Genomic DNA, 22,253 nt, shown 5'->3' with positions numbered 1-22,253 from the left:
ATTCCGGGTTAACCTGGTGTAGTATATTCCAGGTGCTCTTCGGAGACCACACGATTCGGGCTGTGGCGCAGCTTGGTAGCGCACATCACTGGGGGTGATGGGGTCGCAGGTTCAAATCCTGTCAGCCCGACCGAATAGATCAGCAACAAGCCCAGCTCAGGCACGATGTCTGAGCTGGGCTTTTCTGATGTGCTGTTGCCGGCGGTGTAACCGGTTCTCGTTGACAGAATATCGTCAAAATTTCTCAGTGCATCACGGCTGTGAAACCGATAGAATAGGGACTTCAGAGGTCACACGCGATCACATCGTGTGCGTCACGTTGAGGAAGGACATGCGAGCGGTATGGCACATGAGGGTGCGGTCCCTGGAGGAGAGCCCCAGGACGAATCAATCGAGACGACCACGGTCGGTTTGCCTCGATTTGAGCCAATCAGTGAACGCTCTCTGAACGCAGAGGATCGGGCAGCAATTAATGCTCTGCCCGTCGGCTCGGCTCTTTTGGTCGCCCACGAAGGTCCACACCAAGGGTCCAGATTCCTGCTCGACCGTGATGAAGTCGTCGCCGGACGGCACCCCAAGGCTGACATCTTCCTCGATGACGTCACTGTCTCCCGCCAGCACGCGAAGTTCCAGCGCGTCGAAGACGGTTTCGTCCTTTACGACACCGGATCGCTCAACGGCACCTATGTCAACCAAGACCGCGTTGATTCAGTCAAGCTTCGGTCCGGTATGGAAGTTCAAATCGGCAAATTCCGGTTGACCTACTACGAAGGTATTCAACCGGTTCAGTAGCGCCACCTCGGCTGGCATAGCTCGAGGGTGACTCCCGTGATGTGCTAGAGCGATCGGCTCGCTGTACGGGAACCGAGTGGTGATCTGTTGTACCCGTGACTGACGTTCTGAAGGTCGTGTTGTGAATCCCGTTTCTGCTCTGAATTCCTATCCCTCCGGTTCCTCGCGTGGAGTGGCAGGACTGCTGACCATCGGCGAGGTTCTGGCTGAAATCAATGATGAGTTCCCCGAGGTACGGGCCTCAAAAATTCGGTTCTTGGAAGAAAAGGGACTCATCACCCCACGACGGACACCGGCAGGATATCGCAAATACTCCCATACCGATATCGAGCGGTTGCGGTTCATCCTCTCGGTCCAACGTGACCAGTACCTTCCCCTGCGGGTGATCAAAGATTATCTGGACGCTGTGGATGCTGGACAACACCCTGAATCTTTGCCCGGGGGGCTACGGTTTGAACCTCGTAGCGTCTCCGAACAGCTCGCCCAAGAAATTGCCGGTCATGCCCGCCCCCTAACCCGTTCGGAGCTTATCGGCACCACTGGTGCCGATGAACAACTGATCGCCGGACTTGAAGCCAATAAACTGATCTGGCCCACTGACTCCGGTCGCTACACGGAGCACGCTCTGAAAGTAGTGCGGGCGGCTATGGTTTTGTCCACTCATGGGTTTGAGGCCCGCCACCTCCGCCCGTTCCGGATGATGGCTGATCGAGAATTGGGGCTCATCGAACAAGCCACCGCCGGGCTGAAAAACTCCGCCCAGACTACGGCGGCGTCGCAGCGTGAAGAAATTGCCCGCGATATCTCTCAGGCCTGTCTTGAACTACATGCGGCGGTGATCGGTGCAGAAATCGCCGAGGCCACTGACGAATAATGCCACCACTGGCCCCAGGGAAGTGCCGACTGCGAGTCTCCCGCGCTACTGATACTGTTGTGACAAATGTAAACTCGAGCGACACGCTGGAGAAAAATGGGCAGGGTCTTTGACCCGGGACAGCTCACCGCATAGCGTTATCTTAGACGTTCCAGATCACTCACCTCATGAGTTCTGTCGGGTCGAGGGCTATCATAGTCTCAAGGGTAGTTTCAGCCCGTCTACGCGACTCAGAAACTTCCCCACAATGGAGCGCGGAAACAGGAGGAATCGTGTCAGGTATCCATGACGCGGGACAGACAGACGCCGAGCGCCAGGCTCAAGGCGTACTTTTCAGTGATGACGCGCCCTGGCTTGCTGAAGAGATCGGTTATCGGGGCCCCACTGCCTCTAACGCTGCGGGCATCACCTATCGCCAGCTGGACTATTGGGCTCGCACCGGGTTGGTCGTGCCGAGCCTGCGCGGTGCTAAGGGCTCAGGGTCACAGCGCCTCTATTCTTTCCGTGACATCTTGGTCCTCAAGGTGGTTAAGCGTCTGTTGGATACCGGCGTTTCTCTGCAACAGATTCGTAGCGCTGTTGAGCACCTGCGTGAGCGCGGTGTCGAAGACCTCGCTCAAATTACCCTGATGTCTGATGGTGCCTCGGTGTACGAGTGCACCTCCGCAGATGAAGTGATCGACCTGGTGCAGGGCGGACAGGGTGTCTATGGTATTGCTGTCGGACGGGTATGGCGCGAGGTCGAAGGCACGTTGGCCGAGTTGCCAGCAGAATATTTGGTCGAAGACGCCCAGCATCCTCGTGGCGTGCAGTCGTTCCCTGGCGACGAGCTGTCGGCACGCCGGGAAGCCCGCCGTCAGTCGGCCTCTTAAAGCCACTCGTTGCGTGGCTTTCCAGCCCGGGGTGCTGGGAAGCCGAAAGACACACACGATATGCAAACAGCCCGCTTGATTTAGGTGGACTGTTGTTCCCGCGGTCCGGGCGCTACCCGCAGGCAATGACGACGGGCGAGGTTGTCAGCACTCTCGACACCGCGGATTACTGGGCTCGTCGAGAGCGACGGGAGGACTCCTGTTGCTGGGTTATTTCCTGCAGGAGCTGGTCGAACTGTCGGGCCGTTCTCGCTGCGGTCTCACCCGGCCAGAGATGAATCGGCCATGCTGCGCCCTGGATCTGTTGCCAGTTGGAGATTTCGGGAATGCTCAGTGGCAATAAGCGGTCACCGTACATCCGCTCCATTTCGGTAAGCCGGTACTTGTGCTCGGTTGAGGCAGTGCGCACACGATTTGCCAGCACACGAATACTCTTAATAGAGGGGGCAAACTCGCGGCGGAACTGATCCAAAGCTCGCAAGGTACGTTCAGTACCCGCTACGGAAAACAGCGACGGTTCAGCGACCAGGACCACATCGGTGGAAGCAGCCCAGGCAATCCTGGTCACTCCGTTCAATGCCGGCGGGCAGTCGATCAGCACTAGATCATAACCGCGCACCCGATCGAGGGCCACAGCCAGACGGTTCACATCGCGAGAACGAGTCGAGATACGCTCGAACATGGAGGTCGTGGACGACCCACGGACCACATCCAACCGGCTACCGCTGATGGGCGAGGAAGGTTCGGCGTCAGACTCAGTCCAACCGGCCGGTTCGGCATTGGTGTTCAGATCGGCTTTCTTCGGCTTACGCAATAACGTCCCGATATCCTGGGTGTTCAAGCCCTGCTTCATTCCCAACCCGGTGGTGGCATCGGCGTGTGGGTCGAGGTCGATCACCAGCGTCGACATGCCGGCGGTTCGAGCTGCTGACGCCAGCCCGAGGGTGACCGAGGTTTTACCGACTCCACCCTTGAGGCTCGAGATGGAAATGACCTGCACCGTTAGGGATCCTCACGTAGACGTTACGAAACAACACCATAGTCTAGCGTGCTTACCACCACGATGATGAACAGTTTTCACAGCGGGCCATTGACAAAACGATACGCCACCAGCTGTTATCGCTGGTCATGAACGCCTCATACGAGAGATTGATCAGGCGAGTCGCTAAACTATGGGAGAACCCACCGTCTCGTGCCCTGCCGGGTTTGAGCCGGTGACGAATCAACCACGCTAGCTTGGGTGAGCCGTGGTGCGACCCGGGCGTGGAAACGGCGCAACCTTGGAGGCCTCGTGGCGAGTAAAGACTCAGTCCAGCCGAACCGACCGGCACAGTCCGATCAGCCGACCGGTTTTTCGAAAGTACTGGTGGCTAACCGCGGAGAAATCGCGGTGCGTGCCTTTCGTGCCTGCTATGAGCTGGGGGCAAAGACGGTCGGGGTTTTCCCGTATGAAGACCGCAACTCCATTCACCGGCAGAAAGCCGATGAAGCCTACCTCATTGGTGAAGAGGGACACCCGGTTCGCGCCTATCTGGATGTGGACGAGATGATTCGCGTGGCCCAGCAAGCTGGCGCCGAAGCGATCTATCCCGGATATGGTTTCCTCTCCGAGAACCCGGAACTGGCACGCAAGACTGCCGAAGCTGGTTTGACCTTTGTGGGTCCGCCGGCCGATGTTCTGGAAGTCACCGGTAATAAGGTGGCCTCACTCCGGGCTGCCCGTCAGGCTGGTATCCCGACGTTGCAGTCGACTGATCCGACCGATGACGCCGAGGCCTTGATTGCTCAGGCTGACGACATTGGCTACCCGCTGTTCGTCAAGGCAGTTGCTGGCGGTGGCGGTCGGGGGATGCGCCGTGTCGAGCATGCCAAAGATCTTCCTGATGCGCTGTCGGCGGCGATGCGGGAGGCCGACACTGCTTTCGGAGATCCCACCGTGTTCCTCGAGCAGGCCGTGGTGCGTCCTCGTCACATCGAGGTCCAGGTGCTGGCCGATTCCCAGGGCAATGTGGTCCATATTTTTGAACGTGACTGCTCCATGCAACGTCGCCACCAGAAAGTAGTGGAGATGGCGCCGGCCCCGAACCTGGATGACTCCATCCGGCAGGCGCTCTACCGGGACGCGGTGAAATTCGCAAAGTCCATGAACTACGTCAACGCCGGTACCGTGGAATTCTTGGTTGATACCGCCGGTGAGCGTGCCGGCGAGCACTTCTTCATTGAGATGAACCCCCGCATTCAAGTCGAGCACACCGTGACCGAAGAGGTCACCGATATCGATCTGGTGTCCTCGCAGTTACGCATCGCCACCGGTGAGTCCCTGGAGGATCTCGGCATCACCCAGGAGAATCTGCGTTTGCGCGGTGCGGCCATCCAATGCCGTATCACCACCGAAGACCCGGCCAATGACTTTCGCCCGGACACGGGAACCGTGTCGGCTTACCGTTCTGCGGGGGGTTCAGGTATTCGCCTCGACGGTGGCACCATCTACACCGGTGCCGAGATTTCCCCGCACTTTGACTCCATGCTGGTCAAGCTCACTGGTCGCGGTCGCGATTTCGCCGCCGCCCGTCGCCGTGTACGCCGGGCCTTGGCTGAATTCCGAATTCGTGGGGTGGCCACCAATATCCCGTTCTTGCTTAACGTGCTGGATGACCCTCAGTTCATCGCCGGTGATGTTGCCACGGACTTCATTGACCAGCACCCCGAGCTGACCCAGATTAATCGTTCCAAGAACCGTGGTTCCCGGGCCTTACAGTATTTGGCCGATGTTACCGTCAATCAGCCACATGGCCCTCGTGTCGAAGGCATTGACCCTCGCGATAAGTTGCCCAGCTTCCCCGGGGATAAGCGTGAGGAGCCGGAGCGTTCTCCCTTTGACGGTGTCTCCCATAAGGTCGAACCACCTGCTGGCTGGCGGGAGGTCTTGCTGGACAAGGGTCCCGAAGGTTTTGCCACAGCCCTGCGTGAACATCAGGGGCTAGCCGTGACCGACACCACGTTCCGTGATGCCCATCAGTCGCTTTTGGCCACCCGTATCCGTACTCGCGACCTGCTGGCCGCAGCCCCTGCGGTCTCGCACCGTCTGTCGCAATTGTTCTCGGCTGAAGTCTGGGGCGGGGCCACCTACGACGTGGCGCTGCGCTTCTTGGCTGAGGACCCATGGGACCGATTGGCTCGTTTGCGTGAAGCCATGCCGAATATCCCGCTACAGATGCTGTTGCGTGGACGCAACACCGTAGGGTACACGCCGTACCCGCAAGAAGTGACCGAAGCCTTCGTGGCTGAGGCTGCTGAAACCGGGATCGATATTTTTCGGATCTTCGATGCGCTGAATGACGTCGAACAGATCATCCCCGCCATCACCGCGGTCCGGGAGCGCACCAGTGCGGTCGCAGAAGCGGCCCTGTGCTATACGGGTAACCTGCTGGACCCAGATGAGAAGCTGTACACGCTGGACTACTACCTCAATCTGGCCGAACGCATGGTGGATGCCGGTGCCCACGTGCTCGGTATTAAAGACATGGCCGGACTGTTGCGTCCGGAGGCCGCCCGCCGGTTGGTCACCGAGCTACGTAGCCGGTTCGATGTACCGGTACACCTGCACACCCACGACACCGCCGGTGGTCAGCTGGCTACCCTGTTGGCTGCCTCCGAAGCTGGAGTGGATGCCGTGGATGTGGCGGTCGCGTCCATGTCGGGTACCACGTCGCAGGTGTCGATGTCGGCATTGGTGGCCGCCACCAATTTCACCGACCGCGAGACCGGTCTGGGTTTGGACGACGTTGCCAGTCTGGAACCCTACTGGGAGACCGTGCGTAGTATCTACGCGCCGTTCGAATCCGGCATCCCGGCATCGACCGGTCGTGTGTACCAGCATGAGATCCCCGGCGGACAACTGTCCAACCTGCGTCAGCAGGCCATTTCGCTAGGTCTAGCCGATCGTTTCGAACAGATCGAGGATATGTATGGTGCCGCCAATAAGATCCTGGGCAACTTAGTGAAGGTCACCCCGTCCTCGAAGGTCGTTGGCGACCTGGCCCTGACTCTGGTTTCGGCACAGGCCGACCCGGCCGACTTCGAAGAAAACCCGCAGAACTACGACATTCCTTCCTCGGTTATCGACTTCCTCTCCGGTCAGTTGGGCGATCCTCCCGGAGGATGGCCTGAGCCCTTCCGCACTAAGGCCCTGCAGGGTCGGGAGACTTCCCCGCAACAGGACGAGACGGTCTCGGCCGAGGACTCCGCGGCGCTCAAGCGCCCCGGTCGGGAACGTCAAGAAACGCTGAACCGACTGCTGTTTCCCGGACCCACCCGCGAGTATGAGGAGCACACTCGTCGTTACGGTGACACCTCTGTATTGCATACCCGCGACTTCCTCTACGGTATGACCAAGGGCATGGAACACGTGATTTCGTTGGGCACCGGTGTGCGCCTGCTGGCCACCCTGCAGTCGATTTCTGAGCCTGACGAAAAGGGCATGCGCACCGTGATGGTTACTCTCAACGGCCAGGCCCGCCAGCTTGAGGTCCGCGACAATTCCGTGGAGTCCACGGTCCGATCGGCCGAAAAGGCAGACCGCGACCAACCCGGACACATCGCTGCCCCGTTCGCCGGTGCGGTCACCGTCCAGGTCGACGAAGGCGACACCGTTGACGCCGGTGACACTGTGGCCACCATCGAGGCGATGAAGATGGAAGCTGCGATTACCACCCAGGTGACAGGCACCGTTAAGCGCGTGGTTCTCACCGAGCCCACCCCGGTCGACGGTGGCGACCTGGTCCTGGTCATCGACCCGGAGAACTAGGCCAGCACCGGCAAATCACCGACGAACCACACCAACGGCGCCCGTCGGCCCGGTATCCCCGGGTCGGCGGGCGCCGTGATCATCTGTGCGGCTCAGGTTTAACGGTGTGAAGCGCACCGAAAGGCGGTGATGTTTCAGTGGCCTCTTCACCGCGACAGGCACCCACTAGGATGGGGGCATGAGCGTTGAACATTACGATTTAGCGATTATTGGGTCTGGTTCTGGAAACTCGGTGATCACCGAGAGCTGGGATGACAAGAAGGTCGCCATCATCGATTCCGGGGTATTTGGTGGGACCTGTTTGAATAAAGGGTGTATCCCCACCAAAATGTATGTCTATCCTTCCACCGTGGCCTCCACCCCAGAACCTGCCGCTGAGGTTAACGTCGATGTCAGTTTCAATGGGGCTGACTGGTCGGGACTGCGAGACAGAGTATTCTCCCGCATTGACGCGATCTCTGACTCAGGGCGTGCCTACCGCGATGAAGAACTCGAACACACGACTCTGATTGCTGAAGAAGTCCATTTCACCGGAGCACGCCAGCTCACCAGCGCATCGGGTCGGGTGATCGAAGCCGAACAGATCGTGATTGCCGCCGGGTCGCGTCCGCGGATTCCTGACGTGCCCGGTGTGGATCTGCCACAGGTCCACACCTCCGATACGGTGATGCGTCTCGAACAATTGCCTGAGCACATCCTGATCATTGGTGGGGGATATATCGCCGCCGAATTTGCCGCCATTTTTTCCGGTCTCGGCTCGACCGTGCACCAGGTCAACCGCGGTCCCCGGCTTTTACGTCACCAGGATGAGGAGATCTCGGCGGCCTTTACCCAACGAGCCCAGGAACAATGGCAGCTCACCACCGGGTATACACTCAACGGTATCCGCCAAACTGACGGGGATCAGGTGGTTGCTGATTTTACTGCAGTCAATACCGAAGAGAACTCTGCCGATCAGTCCCAGAGCGCGGATCTCAGTGTGCAAACCGATGTGGTGCTGATCGCCACCGGCCGGGTGCCGAATACCGACCGACTGAACCTGACCGCCGCCGGCATTGATACCAACGAACACCACCGCATTTCCACCGACCCGTATTTACGGGTGCTCTCCAACGGTGAGGTATTGCCCGGGGTCTGGGCGCTGGGCGATATCACCAATGACCACCAGCTCAAGCACGTGGCCAATCACGAACAGCGGGTGGTCAATCACAATATGGACCACCCGGACCAGCTTAAGCCCGCCCGGCTGGACCCGGTTCCGGCCGCAGTGTTCTCCCGGCCCCAAATAGCCAGTGCTGGACTCACCGAGGCACAGGCCCGCGCCCAATACGACGACGATGATCTCACGATCAAGGTCCAGCAGTACGCCGATGTTGCCTATGGTTGGGCGATGGGAGATGCCTTCGGCTTCGTGAAACTCATTGCCCAACGCAGTACCGGAACCCTGTTAGGTGCCCACCTGATCGGTGAGGACTCCTCAAACCTGATTCAGCCGTTGGTTCAAGCAATGAGCCTCGGCATCGACGCCCACACTATGGCACGCGGCCAGTATTGGATTCACCCGGCTTTGGCGGAAGTTGTCGAAAACGCACTGCTGGGTTTGGACGTCCCGGATTCCGGGCTGGTCTGACCCCAGCTTAGGTGTAATTCCCCGCGAGGTTGTGAACGCGTTCAGCTGGGGTGAGACCGCCGATGCCGGTGTGGGGTCGGTGATGATTGTAGTAGTGCAACCAGTCGGGGTAGGTTGCGGCGTGGGCTTGGTCACTGTAATAGGTTTGGGCATAGGCCCATTCCTGGGCCAGGGTGCGGTTGAAGCGTTCGACTTTGCCATTGGTTTGGGGTCGGTAGGGTTTGGTGAAGCGATGCTTGACGGTGTCCCCAAGGTTGGCCTTGAACAGGCGTGAGCGGTAACAGGCGCCATGATCATTCATCACGGCCTGCACGGTGATCCCAGCATCGGCGAAGAATGCTTGGGCGCGTTGCCAGAACCCTGCGGCGGTCTCTTTGCGCTCATCGGACAGGATCTCAGAATAGGCCAGCCGCGGGTGATCATCCACGGCGTGGTGTAAGAACGCATAGCCGCGGCCCGTGTTGCCGTACCCGTTGTTTTTGCGGCCTGCGACCCCGAGTTTCCGATGGCCACCGCCGTCGGGGATTCGGCCCAGTTTCTTGATATCCACGTGCACGAGTTGCCCGGGAGCCGATTTTTCATAACGGATGGGGGCTGGTGTGAGCACCGGCAGCCCGGTGGTCTGATCCACGTGCGCTAACCGGGGCATCCGGTATCGGGCCAGCACCCGACCCACCGTGGAGCGGGCGATACCCAGGTGATAACTGATCCGATGCGGGCCCCGCCGGCGGGTGAACCGCAGCGCAATGATGCGCCGCTCCTTGCGAACAGACAACCGATGGGGTGACCGATGCGGCCGCGACGATCGATCCGTCAGCGGCTCCCCGGCCCGATAGCGAGCGGCCCACTTCGAGGCCGTGGCCGGTGAGACTTGCAAGCGTTCGGCCGCTCGACGAATCGTCCAGCCGTGCTCAACAATCAACACAGCAAGGCGACGACGGCCTTCAGGAGTCAACGGTGCATTAGGGTGGAACATGAAGACCTCCGGTTTTCAGATGCAGGTTGTGCTAACCCCATCTGTACCGGAGGTCTTCTTCCTACCGCGAGTGTTCACAACCTCCCGGGGAACTACACCTAGGAGGTTTTCGGCTTGGGCTTGGCATAGATCTCTTCGATCAGGTTTTCGTAGTCGCGGGTGACGACCTCACGCTTGATCTTCAACGACGGGGTCATCTGTCCGGACTCCACGGTGAAGTCCTCGGTGGTAATGCGGAACTCACGGATTGATTCGGCCCGAGACACGGTGTCATTGGCCTTGTCCACCAGTGTCTGGACGTGGGCAATGATGTCGGGATGCTGGGACATTTCCTTGATTGACATCTCCGGGTCCAGCTTGTGCTGACGCAACCAGTCCGGGGCGGTTTCTTCGTCGATGGTAACGAGGGCGGCCACGAAGGGACGCTGATCGCCAATGACGATGGCCTGAGAGATCAACACGTCGGAACGTAACACGTCTTCCAGCTGTGAGGGCGAAACGTTCTTACCACCGGCGGTGACAATCAGTTCTTTCTTCCGGCCGGTGATGGACAGGTACCCGTCCTCATCTAGCTCGCCGAGATCCCCGGTGGCAAACCAGCCGTCGGTGAAGGTGCTGTCGGCCAGGTCAGGACGGTTGCGGTAGCCACGCATCACGGAGACACCCTTGGCCAGTACTTCACCGTCGTCGGCAATCTTGATGGCGTTACCCGGGATGGGGCGTCCCACACTACCGATGCGCAGTTCCGAGGGAAGGTTGACGGTGACCGGCGCGGTGGTCTCGGTGAGTCCGTAGCCTTCTAGAATGGTGACCCCCACACCCCGGAAGAAGTGCCCCAATCGGGCACCAAGCGGGCCACCTCCGGAGACCGCGTGGGTCACTCGACCGCCCATGGCGTCTTTGATCTTGTTGTAGAGAAGTTTGTCGAACAGAGCGTGCTTGAGCTTGAGGCCGAGGGGTACCTTGCCATCTTGTAGAGCGGTCGAATAATCCACCGCGGTCTGGGCGCCGGCTTCGAAGATCTTGCCACGGCCGGAGTCATCGGCCTTCATTTTCGCAGCGTTGTAGACCTTCTCAAATACCCGGGGCACGGCCAACAGGAAGTCTGGTTTGAAACTCTGCAAATCTGGGACCAGCTGTTTGATATTGGCGGTGTGTCCCACCCGGGCGCCCCCGGCTACAGCGATTACCGCGATAAAACGGGCGAAGACGTGAGCTAGGGGGATAAATAGCACCGTGGAGTGTCCCGGACGCACCACGTCGCCCAGTTCTGTGGACAGGACTTGCTGGGAGAGTTCGGAGAAGTTGCCGTGCGTGAGTTCACACCCCTTCGGTTTGCCGGTGGTGCCCGAGGTGTAAATTACCGTCGCTAGGTCTTCCAGTGTGGCAATATTGCGACGCCGTTCCATTTCCTCGGCGTCGGGGCCTTCTTGGCTGTGAGCCCGCAGGTCGTCGAGGTTTTCGTCGAAGAGCCAGATGCCCACTAGAGGGTCGAGATTTTCTTGGCGCACCGCTCGCTCGACGACCTGCTGGTGAGTGGCGTTTTCTGCCAGCACAGCTTTAATACCGGAATCTTCCAGAATCCAGGCCACCTGCGACGGCGATGAGGTTTCGTAAATCGGGACAGTCACCGCTCCGGCGTACCAGATGGCGAAATCGGCCAGCGTCCATTCGTAGCGGGTGGCGGACATGATGCCCACTCGGTCACCAGGTGCAATGCCGATGCCGGCCAGAGCCCGAGCGAGTTCTTTCACCTCGGCCTGGAAGGTCGCAGAGGAAATGTCGGTCCATTCGCCAGGAGAAGTTTGCCGAGCAAAAAGAGCGCGGTTGCGATCCGCTACCACTTGGTGCTCGAGCAAATCGGTGATATTTTCCGTCCGATCAACGGTCCTGGCTGATTCGGTGACGATTTCTTTCATAAAAATCCTCCTGGCGCTGTCCAAAATGTGGCTAGAGCGATGTGTATCAACTCACAATATTAGTCCGTATGCCCAGGATTTACGAAAGAAGGGTAACCTCTCAGCAGGGGGCGGATTCCGCCTACACTGCAAGTCAGGGAGCCAAAAACAAGCCGGTAACTTAAACCCTGGCTCCACTCCCATAGTCATCATCACTGTCTCGGCGACTATATCGATCTCGCGGTAACAGATAAAACAAACTGACCGCGGCCCCGAACCAGGCGAGCCACAGTCCTGTCGTGAACCACCACGATAGCTGCACACCGGGTAGTACCCAGAGCACGAAAAAGATCAGGGGGATACCGATGACGGTGACCCAGGACAGCACAGCACGGGGAGAACCAGAAAAAATCGGCCGGGGTGTCGCCGGGACGAAATCGTCATCGGGTTCCTCGGCCAGAGTGTAATCCCTTGGTCCGCGGGGCGTTGCTGTGGTGGAGGTTTCGCCGTGTTGGTGAGCTGTCCTGTCGACGGGAGCCGGCGCTGTGGCCTGGGTGTCGCTCCCGCCGAGCTCTAAGACGATGTCCCGCCACCGTTGCTCCTCGCTGTGTGGCTCATCAGGTGAACGATCAGGCATCTGCTCTCCCGGCTCTGGTCAGACTGAGTTCGTGTAATAGCGTTGCGCGACTGTGTTGGTGTATCAGCGTAGCATCGGCGTCCAGTGTCGCCACGTGACGAGAATGGGGTAGTGGAACGATCTCCAAAAGCTCTGTTGCCATGTGCCGACGCAAGGTCGACAGGGACCGATCTGAGACCAGCTGATCTTCGGTAGAACGATAGACGGTCACCGGGGTGGAAATCTTTGAGAGCTCGCCACGTATGGTGCGCATCAAACGGGCGAGTTGCTCGACCGCAGCCAGCGGGGTCCGCGGATAGGCATGTTCTGACAGCGGTGTCTCGGTGTCAGAAGACAGCGCGTATGGGTCGGCTATATCGTCAGCGATGGAGCCAATGGTGGGCACCAGAGGAGCCAGCAACGGCGTGAACCATGCGGCGATGCTGGTCCATCTGTGAAGTTCAAGCGCGGGATTGACCAGAAATACTCGGTCGATTTCAGGCAGGTGCGCGGCCGCATCTAGAGCCAGGAGGCCTCCCATGGATAGTCCGCCCACCACTAGCCGGGTGGTGTGTCCGGCATGGCGTTGCTGGCCCTGGCGGTCGAGAACCGCTAAGACGGTGGTTGCCGCTGCGGCACGAATCTCCTCGGCGCTGGTGCGGGCAAGATCTTGCCACTGCGTCCCGTGTCCGGGAAGTAAGGGAGCGACCACGTTGACGCCATGTTCGGCCAAGTCATAAGCCCACGGAGCGATGGAGGCCGGGCCAGACGTAAAACCGTGGAAAATTACCGCCGTCATCGAGACACCGGTGCTCGTTTCGGCCAGCATCCCTGAAGGACGGCCCACCAGGTCCAGGGGCTGTTGCTGCGGGTTACTCGTCACGGTTGCTCTCCTTCTCCCCGGGGTCTTCTCGGGAGATTTGTCTTTTAGATTCATGCACCTGACAACCGGTCCTCAACTTCGTAGACTCATTCTATGAGTTTTGATGCCACAGCAGGAGTGCAACCGTTCGGAACCACCTTCTCTGAAGGTGCCGCACAGTACCCAGGATTGGACGACTATCAGACCAAGCCCATCAAACAGGCTCCTGAGTGGTATGACCCCGAGCTCGCACAGCACGTGATTGATGAGCTTTCCGTGGTGCCTCCGCTCGTTTTCGCCGGCGAGGTTGACGTATTGCGCTCGCGGTTGGCCACCGTCGCAGCCGGAGACGCCTTCGTGCTCCAAGGCGGTGACTGCGCCGAAACCTTTGCCGGAGCCACCGCGAATAAAATTTCCGATCGCGTCAAAACCCTACTGCAGATGGCGGTGGTGCTGACTTACGGCGCGTCCATGCCAGTGGTGAAAATGGGCCGGATGGCAGGCCAGTTCGCTAAGCCCCGTTCCTCGGACACCGAAACCCGTGATGGAGTGACCTTGCCCAGTTTCCGCGGCGAGATCGTCAACGGCTTCGAATTCACCGAAGAAGCCCGCCGCCATGATCCGGAACGGATGCTCAAGGCCTACCACACCTCGGCATCGACCCTGAACCTTATTCGTGCTTTCACCCAGGGAGGTTTTGCCGACCTACGGGCTGTGCACGCCTGGAATAAAGGTTTTATGTCCAACCCGGCCTACGCTCGCTACGACGAACTCGCCGGAGAAATCGACCGTGCCGTGCGGTTCATGGCCGCAGCCGGGGCGGATTTCACGGCGCTACGCACCACCGAATTCTTCGCTGCCCATGAAGCGTTGTTGCTGGATTACGAACGTGCCCTGACCAGGTTGGACTCACGTACTGGTCTGCCCTACGCCACCTCCGGACACTTCCTGTGGGTCGGGGAGCGCACCCGCGACATTGACGGGGCTCACGTGGAGTTCCTGTCCAAGGTGCGCAACCCGATTGGGGTCAAGCTAGGCCCGAACACCACACCTGAGGACGCACTACAGCTACTTGATAAGCTCGACCCAGAGCGCGAGCCGGGACGCATCACCTTCATCTCCCGGATGGGCGCATCCAAGATTCGGGAGAACCTCCCGCCGTTGGTCGAAGCCGTTCGTGACTCGGGAGCCACCCCGCTGTGGGTGACCGACCCGATGCACGGCAACACGGTGACCGCAGCCAATGGATACAAGACCCGTCGCTTTGACGATGTTGTCGATGAGTTGCGGGGCTTCTTCGAAGTCCACCACGCCTTAGGCACCCACCCCGGCGGTATGCACGTGGAAATGACCGGTGACGATGTCGCCGAATGCTTGGGCGGTGCCGGCGCGATTGACGAATCGGCCTTCGCTGATCGATATGAGACCCTGTGTGACCCGCGCCTGAACCATCAGCAGTCGCTGGAATTAGCGTTTTTAGTTTCCGAGGCTCTGTCCCACCCGCGAAACGACGCACGCCACTAAGTCACCATCAATCAGTTATCGCCCTCGGAAACCGTCGAGAACTTGCACCAGGTTTCCGGGGGTATGCTGTCCATCTCGGCCCGTACGGGAACCTCGGCCTGTGCTGAAAGGGCAGGAATACCAAGATTAGTGCTGAGGAATAAATGTCCGGCCAGCATCCAGCCGACGAGTAAAGCAACGGCTGCGAGCATCACGATCACAATGCTGATCATCAACCCGCGCAGTGGTTCGGGCTGAGACAGTCGGTGTGTGGGTGTCAGTGCCCGGCCTTTGAGCCGGGGTTGCCGTGGCGTGGCCATGGAGGGTGATTGGGGTGCGGCAGCCGAGGGGGTCGTCTCTGGCGGTCGAGGAGTGGCTTGCGCGTAAATAGTGGTGCGGTCTGCTGGAGGCATTACCTCCGGAGAATCAGCAACCCACCGTTGCGTGGTGGCACTTGGATGCTGTGGTTGCTGTGTTGCATCGTCGTCGTGTGCTGAAACCGGTGCTGAGGTTACCGGAACCGTTGCGTCGGTTTCGGGAGCCACCACAGCGGTAGCGTCATCCTCCGGGCTCATCCTAGTGGGATGAGCTGGTGTCGGTTGCTGTTGTGAAGGCGGGCTTGTCGGTGGGGTGGGCAGGACAATTCCAGCCGAGTCTTGCACCACCTGTCGGGGACTCAACGCGGGATGCCCCAGAGCGTCTAGCGACTGTTGGACGGCATCGAGCATGGTGAGCATTTCCAGGGCATCGTGGGGTCGGTCTTGCGGGGTTGGCTCCGTACATGCCAACACGAAGTCGACGAGCAATTCGGGTAACTCCGGAACCAGATTGGCGGGCGATGGCACTCGCGCATTGACGTGCTGGAACGCTACCTGTACGGCGGTATCGCCGACGAAAGGCTGACGCCCGGTCAGCAGCTCGTAGGCAACGATACCGGTGGCATAAACATCGGAACGCTGGTCGGCTTTCTTCCCCGAAACTAGTTCGGGCGAAATATAGGCCACCGTACCCATCAACGTGGCCCCGGTGCCGGTGTGTTGTGTGGCGGCGCGCGCCAGGCCAAAGTCTGCCACCTTGATGCGACCATCTTCAGGACACACCAAAACGTTCTCTGGCTTAATATCGCGGTGAATCAGTCCCGCTTGATGCGCAGCGGCAATACCGCGGACCATCGCGGTGAGGTATGTCATCGCGGTATCCGGTTTCAGCGCGCCCTGACGGGTCGCTACGGTACGCAGGGTAAAACCACTGACATACTCCATGGCCAAGTAGACCACAGTTCCTGTGGGAGTGCGCCCCTCGCCTTGGTCATAGACGTTGACGACGTTGGGGTGGGAAAGTTTCGCAGCTGTCTTGGCTTCTTGTTCGAATCGAGCCACTAACGCACGGTCTTCGGCTAGGTGCGGATACAGGACTTTCAGCGCAACTTCGCGATCGAGGCGGGTGTCGAGGGCCCGGTAGACCGTCGACATCCCGCCACGAGCTAGTCGATCGAGAATCCGGTACCGGTCGTCGACCAGTACCCCGATCAGAGTGTCTTGAGCTGAGGACGTCACCCCACCAGGATAATGGCTGAGTCTTAATGGTTGATGAGACAGCGCCGAGCGGGGTGGCTTTCAGCCGGCTTAGAACCGTTGCATGTAACCGCGGACCTTCTTCACATAGTCCTTGGTGTCGGGGTACATACCGTTCTTCCGCACCCCGGCCTGTCCCTGATAGTAGGAGGCAATGCCAAAGTCCAGGGAACTGGAAGTCCGTTGCAAGTGGCGGATGATGGCGATCCCCGCAGTGATATTGTCCTGAGGATTTAATAAGTTCAGTTTCCGACCAACCATCTGGGATGCCCATTCACCGGAGGAAGGAATCACCTGCATCACACCAATAGCGTTGGCCGGGGAGACCGCGGTGGCATCGAAACTCGACTCTGCCATGGCGTGAGCCAACGCGAGTTTCGGATCGACGCCCATGCGGATGGCGGTGTCACGCACCATCGCTTGCACCTCCGCCCGGGAAGGGGTTGGAGCATTGAGTAGAGCCTGCTTATTCGCATTCGCATTCGCTACCACGTGATCCGGGTAGGTGTAGTGCAAGAACGTATTACCCACCAACTGCTTCGGCTGGCCGGAGCCCGAGTTGGTGGACCCGCTTGCGGTTCCGACGGATCCGGTGGTTGCTTTTGATGACCCGGAGAGCTTGAGTTGCTGACCCGGATAGATGGGGGAGCTGACTTTTAGTCCGTTGGCGTTGAGCAGTGTCGAGAGTGAGACTCCGTGGCGGGCGGCGATGCCGGAGAGGGTGTCTCCTCGTTTGACGGTATAGGTCGAGGACTTCGATGAGCCTGCGTTGCCGGAGGTGGTTTTTGTGTTGGTTGCTGGACGTGAGGGTTTCTTTGAGCCGGTGTTGGTGCCAGAGAGCTTGATCTTCTGTCCCGGGTAAATGATCGAGCTGGTCTTCAGTCCGTTGGCGTTGAGCAGTGTCGAGAGTGAGACTCCGTGGCGGGCGGCGATCCCGGAGAGGGTGTCTCCTCGTTTGACGGTATAGGTCGAGGACTGTGATGAGCCTGCGTTGCCGGAGGTGGTTTTTGTGTTGGTTGCTGGACGTGAGGGTTTCTTTGAGCCGGTGCTGGTGCCAGAGAGCTTGATCTTCTGTCCCGGGTAAATGATCGAGCTGGTCTTCAGTCCGTTGGCGTTGAGCAGTGTCGAGAGTGAGACTCCGTGGCGGGCGGCGATGCCGGAGAGGGTGTCTCCTCGTTTGACGGTATAGGTCGAGGACTGTGATGAGCCTGCGTTGCCGGAGGTGGTTTTTGTGTTGGTTGCTGGACGTGAGGGTTTCTTTGAGCCGGTGCTGGTGCCGGAGAGCTTGATTTTCTGTCCCGGGTAGATCACAGAACGCGTGCTCAGGTCCGGGTTCCAGCGTAGCAGGTGAGACAACGAAACGTTGTTCCGGGCGGCAATGTGAGAAAGAGTGTCACCAGGTTTCACGGTGTAAATCTTTTCAGACTGACGCCCGGCCGGGATTTTAGCTGAACTCAGAGAGGCCGGGAGCTCGGTCACAGTGCCTCGGGAAGCGCTGACCCGCTTGGTGATGATCTGCTGTGCGGAGGCAATATTGGCTGGCGACGCGGTCTTTGGTTCGAATTGGACCGTGGGAACGTCAGCATGTGCTGCGGCCACGGACCCCAGAGTGACCAGGGGCAACGTGGTCCCTGCGATGGCGGTCGTATAGAGCCGGGAGGCGCCGGATGCGCGCTGAGACATAGATATATCCTCTTGCGTCAGGCACCTGTAGCCAGGGGAAGTTCTCCCGAGATCATTGTGACAGGAGTAGCAACAAGGTGTTGTTGATGAAAATGTTACCTATGTAAACCTACAACACTGATGGGGCTAATGTGAAGTGAGGGAGATACTTTTTTAGCGACACGCCGTGCAATGTTCGTGAAATCCGGAGAATGTGTGATTCCCGGGTGACATGGGGCATTGTGAGTTGATGGTTATCCGATAGTTTTAAGGCATGACTCAAGAAGCAGAAACATCAGATCTCGATCACCTGGTCGGGGAATGGATGACCCTGCCAGAGGTCGCAGAGCGTTTGGGCGTGGTGGTCACCAAGGTTCACAACATGATTCGTGACCGCCGTCTGATCGCTCTGCGTCGCGGAGAGAATAACGTGCGGAGCGTGCCGGCGCAGTTCTTCGACGACCGAGGTTTATTAGGCTCGCTCAAAGGGACCATTATCGTGCTGTCGGATTCAGGGTTTGATGACGAAGGCATCGTGCGCTGGTTGTTTACCGAGGACGAGTCGCTTCCGGGTCGTCCTATTGATGCGTTGCGCGCTGGACAGAAGGCTGAAATCCGGCGTCGCGCACAGGCGTTGGCCTGGTAACTGACTCACAGGACAGTAGCGCTGACAGGTCAGCTCTTGCGGTGCAGGAGCCGTTGGGTCAGATCGATGATCTCGGATCGGGTGCGATCATCGAGGCTGAGATTATTCAGGTTGGTTAGCGCTTCCGAACCGAGCTGTGAGACCTCCGTTGTCACACGTTGCAGGGCACCTGAGTCTTTGAGAAGATCTTGAATCTCAGCCACCGAGACATCATTGAGGTCCTCGGTCCCTAAAGCTGAGGTCAACGTTTCTCGGCCGGCGGCGTCCAGGGATAACAGCGCGTGAGCGACCAACTCGGTCCGCTTGCCTTCCCGAAGATCATCTCCCGCGGGTTTTCCGGTCAGTTCGGGATCGCCAAAGACGCCGAGAATATCGTCCTGAAGCTGGAAGGCAATGCCAAGGGGGGTGGAAAAACGTCGTAGTTTTTTCAGGGTATTTTCATCGGCCCCAGCGAGAATAGCACCGATTTCAAACGGCCACACGGTGGTGTAGTGGGCTGATTTATGGCGTAGCACAGTGCGAGCCCTTTGCAACATTGCTTCAGCAGAAATAGCGGATACATCTACTTCCGAGACGAGATCCAGATACTGCCCGGTCATCACTTCGAAGCGCATCATTTGAAATGCCGAGGTGGCGGTTGCTGCATACGGGGTGGCATCCGCCACGGCGCTAAAGCACTCTTCACTGGCCGACAGGGCCAGATCTCCGGCCAGAATCGCGGCGGCTACGCCAAAGTGAGAGCCATCCTGAGTCCAACCTTTGATGCTGTGCAAGGCCTCAAAAGATTTATGGACCGAGGGGCCACCGCGACGGGTATCGGAGCGGTCCACAATGTCATCGTGAATCAGGGCAGCAGCCTGAAAAAGTTCCAATGCTGCCGCTGCTTCAACGATGCGGTGATCGGTTGCTGAGCCCCCAGCAGCTCGCCAGCCATACCAAGCGAGCAAACCGCGAACGCGTTTACCGCCGGAGCACAAACGGGAGATTTCATCGACCAGGTCAACCGCTTGTTCGGACATCTGCTCAGCCCGGTCACGGTACTGCTGAAGAAACGTGTCCAGATAGGAGGCAAGCTTGGTACGAAACTGTTCGGCAGTTCTGCCGGCGGATGAGGATGCTTGGGACGACACGATACTCCTACCTTGATGCCAACGTGGTCGGCGGCGCTCTGCTCCCACGCTACCTGCCATGTGACTACAGTGGAGACATGGGCGCGCAGACAGACAGGAATCAACAGCAAGACCCCAGCTGGGATTCCACCATTTTGCATATTGATATGGACGCGTTCTTTTTGTCAGTGGAGTTATTGCAACGCCCCGAATTGGCAGGCAAACCCGCTGTGGTGGCGCACCATGGCCCTCGATCGGTGGTGACCTCGGCTTCCTATGAGGCTCGTGCATATGGCATCAAATCAGCGATGCCCCTCGCACACGCTCAAGCTCTGTACCCTCAGGTGGAGGTCCTGGAACCACACCGGGAGAAGTACACGGCCATTTCGGCTCAACTAACTGAGATCTGGACCTCTTTCACCCCGTTGGTGGAACGGCTCTCTATTGATGAAGCTTTCCTCGATATTTCAGGAGCGCGTAGACGCCTCGGTCCTCCGGCAGAGATCGCAGTGCAGGTCAAGGAGGCAGTGCGTGAGAGAACAGGTTTGGCAGCTACCGTCGGGGTCGCGATGAACAAATCCGTGGCCAAGATTGCGTCCACCCGGTCAAAACCCGATGGGTTAGGTGTGGTCCCGGCAATACAAACAGCCGAATACCTCGCCCCTCTGCCGGTGAATGTCATTTGGGGCGTTGGGCCGAAACTCTTCGAACGGTTCCAGAGTGCCAATATCCTCACGGTTGGTGATCTGGCAACTCAGGACCCGCAACGAATGCGTCGGTGGCTGGGGGTGGTCGGTCCCGATCTCGTCCAGTTGGCCCGTGGTATTGATCCGCGACCGGTGGTGCCACAACGCGACTCGAAATCAGTCGGCGTCGAGCATAGCTTTGATCAGGACCTGGTCTCCGCTGAGCAAGTGCACCGATATCTGCTCGATCTCAGTTATGAATGCGCTCGCCGTCTGCGGAGCGAAGGCGCCCAGGCTCGAGGTATTGTGGTGAAGGTCAAAGATGACCACCGCGCCACTCGCAATAAGTCCCGGGGACTGAGGCACCCCACCGCCTCGGGTGCACAGATCGTTACGGTCGCCGAGGAGCTCTTGGCTGAGCTGATGCAACAACGGTGGCACCCATTGCGCCTCCTAGGGGTGCGTGGGGAACGCCTGATCGATGCCGATTCCCTTGAGACAAGCGACGAAACCGCCACCGTACAGGAGGCTTTGTTTTCCTGGCACGTCAGTGAAGACTCACAGCCGTCTGACCGCGGAAACTCCGGGGAGTCTCTGGCTAGAACCGATGCTGTGATGGACGAAATCCACACCAAATTCCCTGATGCTGGGCTGAAACCAGCTACGTTACTTAAACATCACCGACAAGAACGAATCGGTGAAGATTCCGAGTGATCAAGGCCTCGGGAAGTATTTCTGCTTTTTTGGCGTTCTTCCAGCTATAAGACTTACTATAGGTACAAGGACAGTGGTCGAAGCGCATTTTCCGGGTTGATGTGCTGGACGAGGAGGCTATCGTGGCGTTATCAGAGCGTGAACAAGAGGTTCTTGCCCAACTTGAGCAGCAACTCAGTGACGACCCTCAGTTTGCGTCACAGATGGAGATACAAGAGGGTTCCTCCGCCCGGAAGCTCTCCACTCGAAATATCGTCTTGGGCGTGCTGATTGCCGTGGTCGGTTTGGTCGTGCTCCTTACCGGGGTGACCATTAACCAGATCTGGGTTGGTGTTCTCGGGTTCGTCATGATGGCCGGTGGTGTCTTTTTCACGACGCTGCGTGGCAAAACCGAAAAGGCCAACGCGTCAGACTCAACAGGTCAGTCCAAGAAGTCCTCGTCTAAGCAATCGTCGGGTTTCATGAGCGGTCTTGAAGAGCGTTGGGAACAGCGTCGTAACCAACAGCCCTAACCGCGTCTCAACGACGCGGCAAAAACTTCAGACAAAAGGCCGTGTCGCCTGATGTGTCCGCAGTGCGGATCACGCATCGGCGACACGGTTTTTTCATGCGCTTAACTGGTCTGCTTATAGTGCTCCACACCCCACCCCACCGCCCTCCGCATTCTCCCCTCCACCTTCCTCCACTCGGGCAGCGAGGTCTGTCTGCCCATGGGGGCAAGAGCTGACCGGGCGTTCAAGAACTCGGTGGACAAAACCTCGATGTTTGCGCTGGATCCGCATGATCACGCGCATTTGGCCGATCTCGATGGGGCTGACTTTCGTCGCCAGCAGCGGCCTTCCACCTTGCTGTTGGCAGCCGGTGGTGCTGGCGTCGACGGTTTTTTAACGACGCTTGACGGCCTGTGCGAAAAATCCCTCCACTTTGCTCCCAAGGTCATCCCCACTGTGCTCTACCGTCCGTTTAACCGCAGAATCATGCCGATTTTGAGGAAATTTCGGTGGCTGCATCGTCCGTGATCTCGAGAATTCT

At 58.8% G+C, this 22,253-nt stretch carries 18 protein-coding genes and 1 tRNA gene; 11 read left to right on the top strand and 8 right to left on the bottom strand.

Features of this window, described 5'->3' with window-relative positions; genetic code table 11:
- Window positions 1-56: 56 nt before the first annotated feature.
- The 4 genes from QDX22_RS03835 to QDX22_RS03820 all read left to right on the top strand — a co-directional run bounded on the left by QDX22_RS03835 (window position 57) and on the right by QDX22_RS03820 (window position 2,538).
- Window positions 57-130, top strand: a tRNA-Pro gene (locus QDX22_RS03835).
- A 212-nt stretch (window positions 131-342) separates the two neighbouring features.
- Entirely contained in the window at window positions 343-792 is a 450-nt protein-coding gene (locus QDX22_RS03830) for an FHA domain-containing protein (RefSeq protein WP_110100432.1), read from the top strand.
- A gap of 121 nt (window positions 793-913) precedes the next feature.
- A complete protein-coding gene (ftsR, locus tag QDX22_RS03825) occupies window positions 914-1,666 on the top strand; it encodes a transcriptional regulator FtsR (RefSeq protein ID WP_233487848.1) in 753 nt (250 codons plus the stop codon).
- A gap of 272 nt (window positions 1,667-1,938) precedes the next feature.
- The gene (locus QDX22_RS03820; protein WP_233242807.1) at window positions 1,939-2,538 is read left to right on the top strand and encodes a MerR family transcriptional regulator; all 600 of its coding nucleotides are present in this window, start codon (window positions 1,939-1,941) and stop codon (window positions 2,536-2,538) included.
- 166 nt (window positions 2,539-2,704) lie between these two features.
- Here the strand turns inward: QDX22_RS03820 and QDX22_RS03815 are convergent, their stop codons facing one another.
- Window positions 2,705-3,538 (bottom strand): ParA family protein, encoded by an 834-nt coding sequence (locus QDX22_RS03815; RefSeq protein WP_279674025.1) that lies wholly within the window; start codon window positions 3,536-3,538, stop codon window positions 2,705-2,707.
- A 291-nt stretch (window positions 3,539-3,829) separates the two neighbouring features.
- On the opposite strand from QDX22_RS03815, the gene QDX22_RS03810 reads away from it, so the two are divergent.
- Together QDX22_RS03810 and QDX22_RS03805 are read left to right on the top strand one after the other, a co-directional pair.
- Window positions 3,830-7,345 (top strand): pyruvate carboxylase, encoded by a 3,516-nt coding sequence (locus QDX22_RS03810; protein WP_279674024.1) that lies wholly within the window; start codon window positions 3,830-3,832, stop codon window positions 7,343-7,345.
- A gap of 178 nt (window positions 7,346-7,523) precedes the next feature.
- Window positions 7,524-8,975, top strand: a complete 1,452-nt coding sequence (locus QDX22_RS03805) for a mycothione reductase (RefSeq protein WP_279718041.1) — start codon at window positions 7,524-7,526, stop codon at window positions 8,973-8,975.
- A gap of 7 nt (window positions 8,976-8,982) precedes the next feature.
- Here the strand turns inward: QDX22_RS03805 and QDX22_RS03800 are convergent, their stop codons facing one another.
- From QDX22_RS03800 to QDX22_RS03785, 4 genes are all read right to left on the bottom strand, one after another.
- Window positions 8,983-9,951 (bottom strand): IS481 family transposase, encoded by a 969-nt coding sequence (locus QDX22_RS03800; protein ID WP_279718040.1) that lies wholly within the window; start codon window positions 9,949-9,951, stop codon window positions 8,983-8,985.
- Window positions 9,952-10,049: 98 nt separating this feature from the next.
- Window positions 10,050-11,870 (bottom strand): AMP-dependent synthetase/ligase, encoded by a 1,821-nt coding sequence (locus QDX22_RS03795; RefSeq protein WP_279674022.1) that lies wholly within the window; start codon window positions 11,868-11,870, stop codon window positions 10,050-10,052.
- Between the two features lie 160 nt (window positions 11,871-12,030).
- Window positions 12,031-12,486, bottom strand: coding sequence for a hypothetical protein (locus QDX22_RS03790; RefSeq protein ID WP_279674021.1), 456 nt, complete (start codon window positions 12,484-12,486; stop codon window positions 12,031-12,033).
- Window positions 12,479-13,348, bottom strand: a complete 870-nt coding sequence (locus QDX22_RS03785) for an alpha/beta hydrolase (RefSeq protein ID WP_279718039.1) — start codon at window positions 13,346-13,348, stop codon at window positions 12,479-12,481. The genes QDX22_RS03790 and QDX22_RS03785 overlap by 8 nt, the downstream gene beginning before the upstream one ends.
- Window positions 13,349-13,441: 93 nt before the next feature.
- Here QDX22_RS03785 and QDX22_RS03780 point away from each other — a divergent pair, with 93 nt between their 5' ends.
- Window positions 13,442-14,851 carry a class II 3-deoxy-7-phosphoheptulonate synthase gene (locus tag QDX22_RS03780; protein ID WP_110122831.1) on the top strand — a complete coding sequence of 470 codons (1,410 nt, stop codon included), beginning with the start codon at window positions 13,442-13,444 and terminating at the stop codon, window positions 14,849-14,851.
- Window positions 14,852-14,862: 11 nt separating this feature from the next.
- Here the strand turns inward: QDX22_RS03780 and QDX22_RS03775 are convergent, their stop codons facing one another.
- On the bottom strand, window positions 14,863-16,386 hold the full coding sequence (locus tag QDX22_RS03775; protein WP_279718038.1) for a protein kinase domain-containing protein: 1,524 nt from the start codon (window positions 16,384-16,386) through the stop codon (window positions 14,863-14,865).
- Window positions 16,387-16,455: 69 nt separating this feature from the next.
- Window positions 16,456-18,087, bottom strand: coding sequence for a lytic transglycosylase domain-containing protein (locus QDX22_RS03770; protein WP_279718037.1), 1,632 nt, complete (start codon window positions 18,085-18,087; stop codon window positions 16,456-16,458).
- A 253-nt stretch (window positions 18,088-18,340) separates the two neighbouring features.
- On the opposite strand from QDX22_RS03770, the gene QDX22_RS03765 reads away from it, so the two are divergent.
- Window positions 18,341-18,712, top strand: coding sequence for an Rv2175c family DNA-binding protein (locus QDX22_RS03765; protein WP_279718036.1), 372 nt, complete (start codon window positions 18,341-18,343; stop codon window positions 18,710-18,712).
- A 29-nt stretch (window positions 18,713-18,741) separates the two neighbouring features.
- Here QDX22_RS03765 and QDX22_RS03760 read toward each other — a convergent pair whose 3' ends face one another.
- On the bottom strand, window positions 18,742-19,842 hold the full coding sequence (locus tag QDX22_RS03760; protein WP_279718035.1) for a polyprenyl synthetase family protein: 1,101 nt from the start codon (window positions 19,840-19,842) through the stop codon (window positions 18,742-18,744).
- On the opposite strand from QDX22_RS03760, the gene dinB reads away from it, so the two are divergent.
- From dinB to QDX22_RS03745, 3 genes are all read left to right on the top strand, one after another.
- A complete protein-coding gene (gene dinB / locus QDX22_RS03755; protein ID WP_279718034.1) occupies window positions 19,827-21,221 on the top strand; it encodes a DNA polymerase IV in 1,395 nt (464 codons plus the stop codon). The two genes, QDX22_RS03760 and dinB, sit on opposite strands and share 16 nt — an antisense overlap.
- Window positions 21,222-21,343: 122 nt before the next feature.
- On the top strand, window positions 21,344-21,733 hold the full coding sequence (locus QDX22_RS03750; RefSeq protein ID WP_110099365.1) for a DUF3040 domain-containing protein: 390 nt from the start codon (window positions 21,344-21,346) through the stop codon (window positions 21,731-21,733).
- 234 nt (window positions 21,734-21,967) lie between these two features.
- Window positions 21,968-22,240, top strand: coding sequence for a hypothetical protein (locus QDX22_RS03745; protein WP_279718033.1), 273 nt, complete (start codon window positions 21,968-21,970; stop codon window positions 22,238-22,240).
- The last annotated feature ends 13 nt before the right edge of the window (window positions 22,241-22,253 follow it).

It is taken from the genome of Auritidibacter ignavus (genome assembly GCF_029853775.1).
GTDB classification, from domain to species: domain Bacteria; phylum Actinomycetota; class Actinomycetes; order Actinomycetales; family Micrococcaceae; genus Auritidibacter; species Auritidibacter ignavus.
Note: the sequence above shows the minus strand (reverse complement) of the source record. Positions and strands in the feature narration are given on the sequence as shown.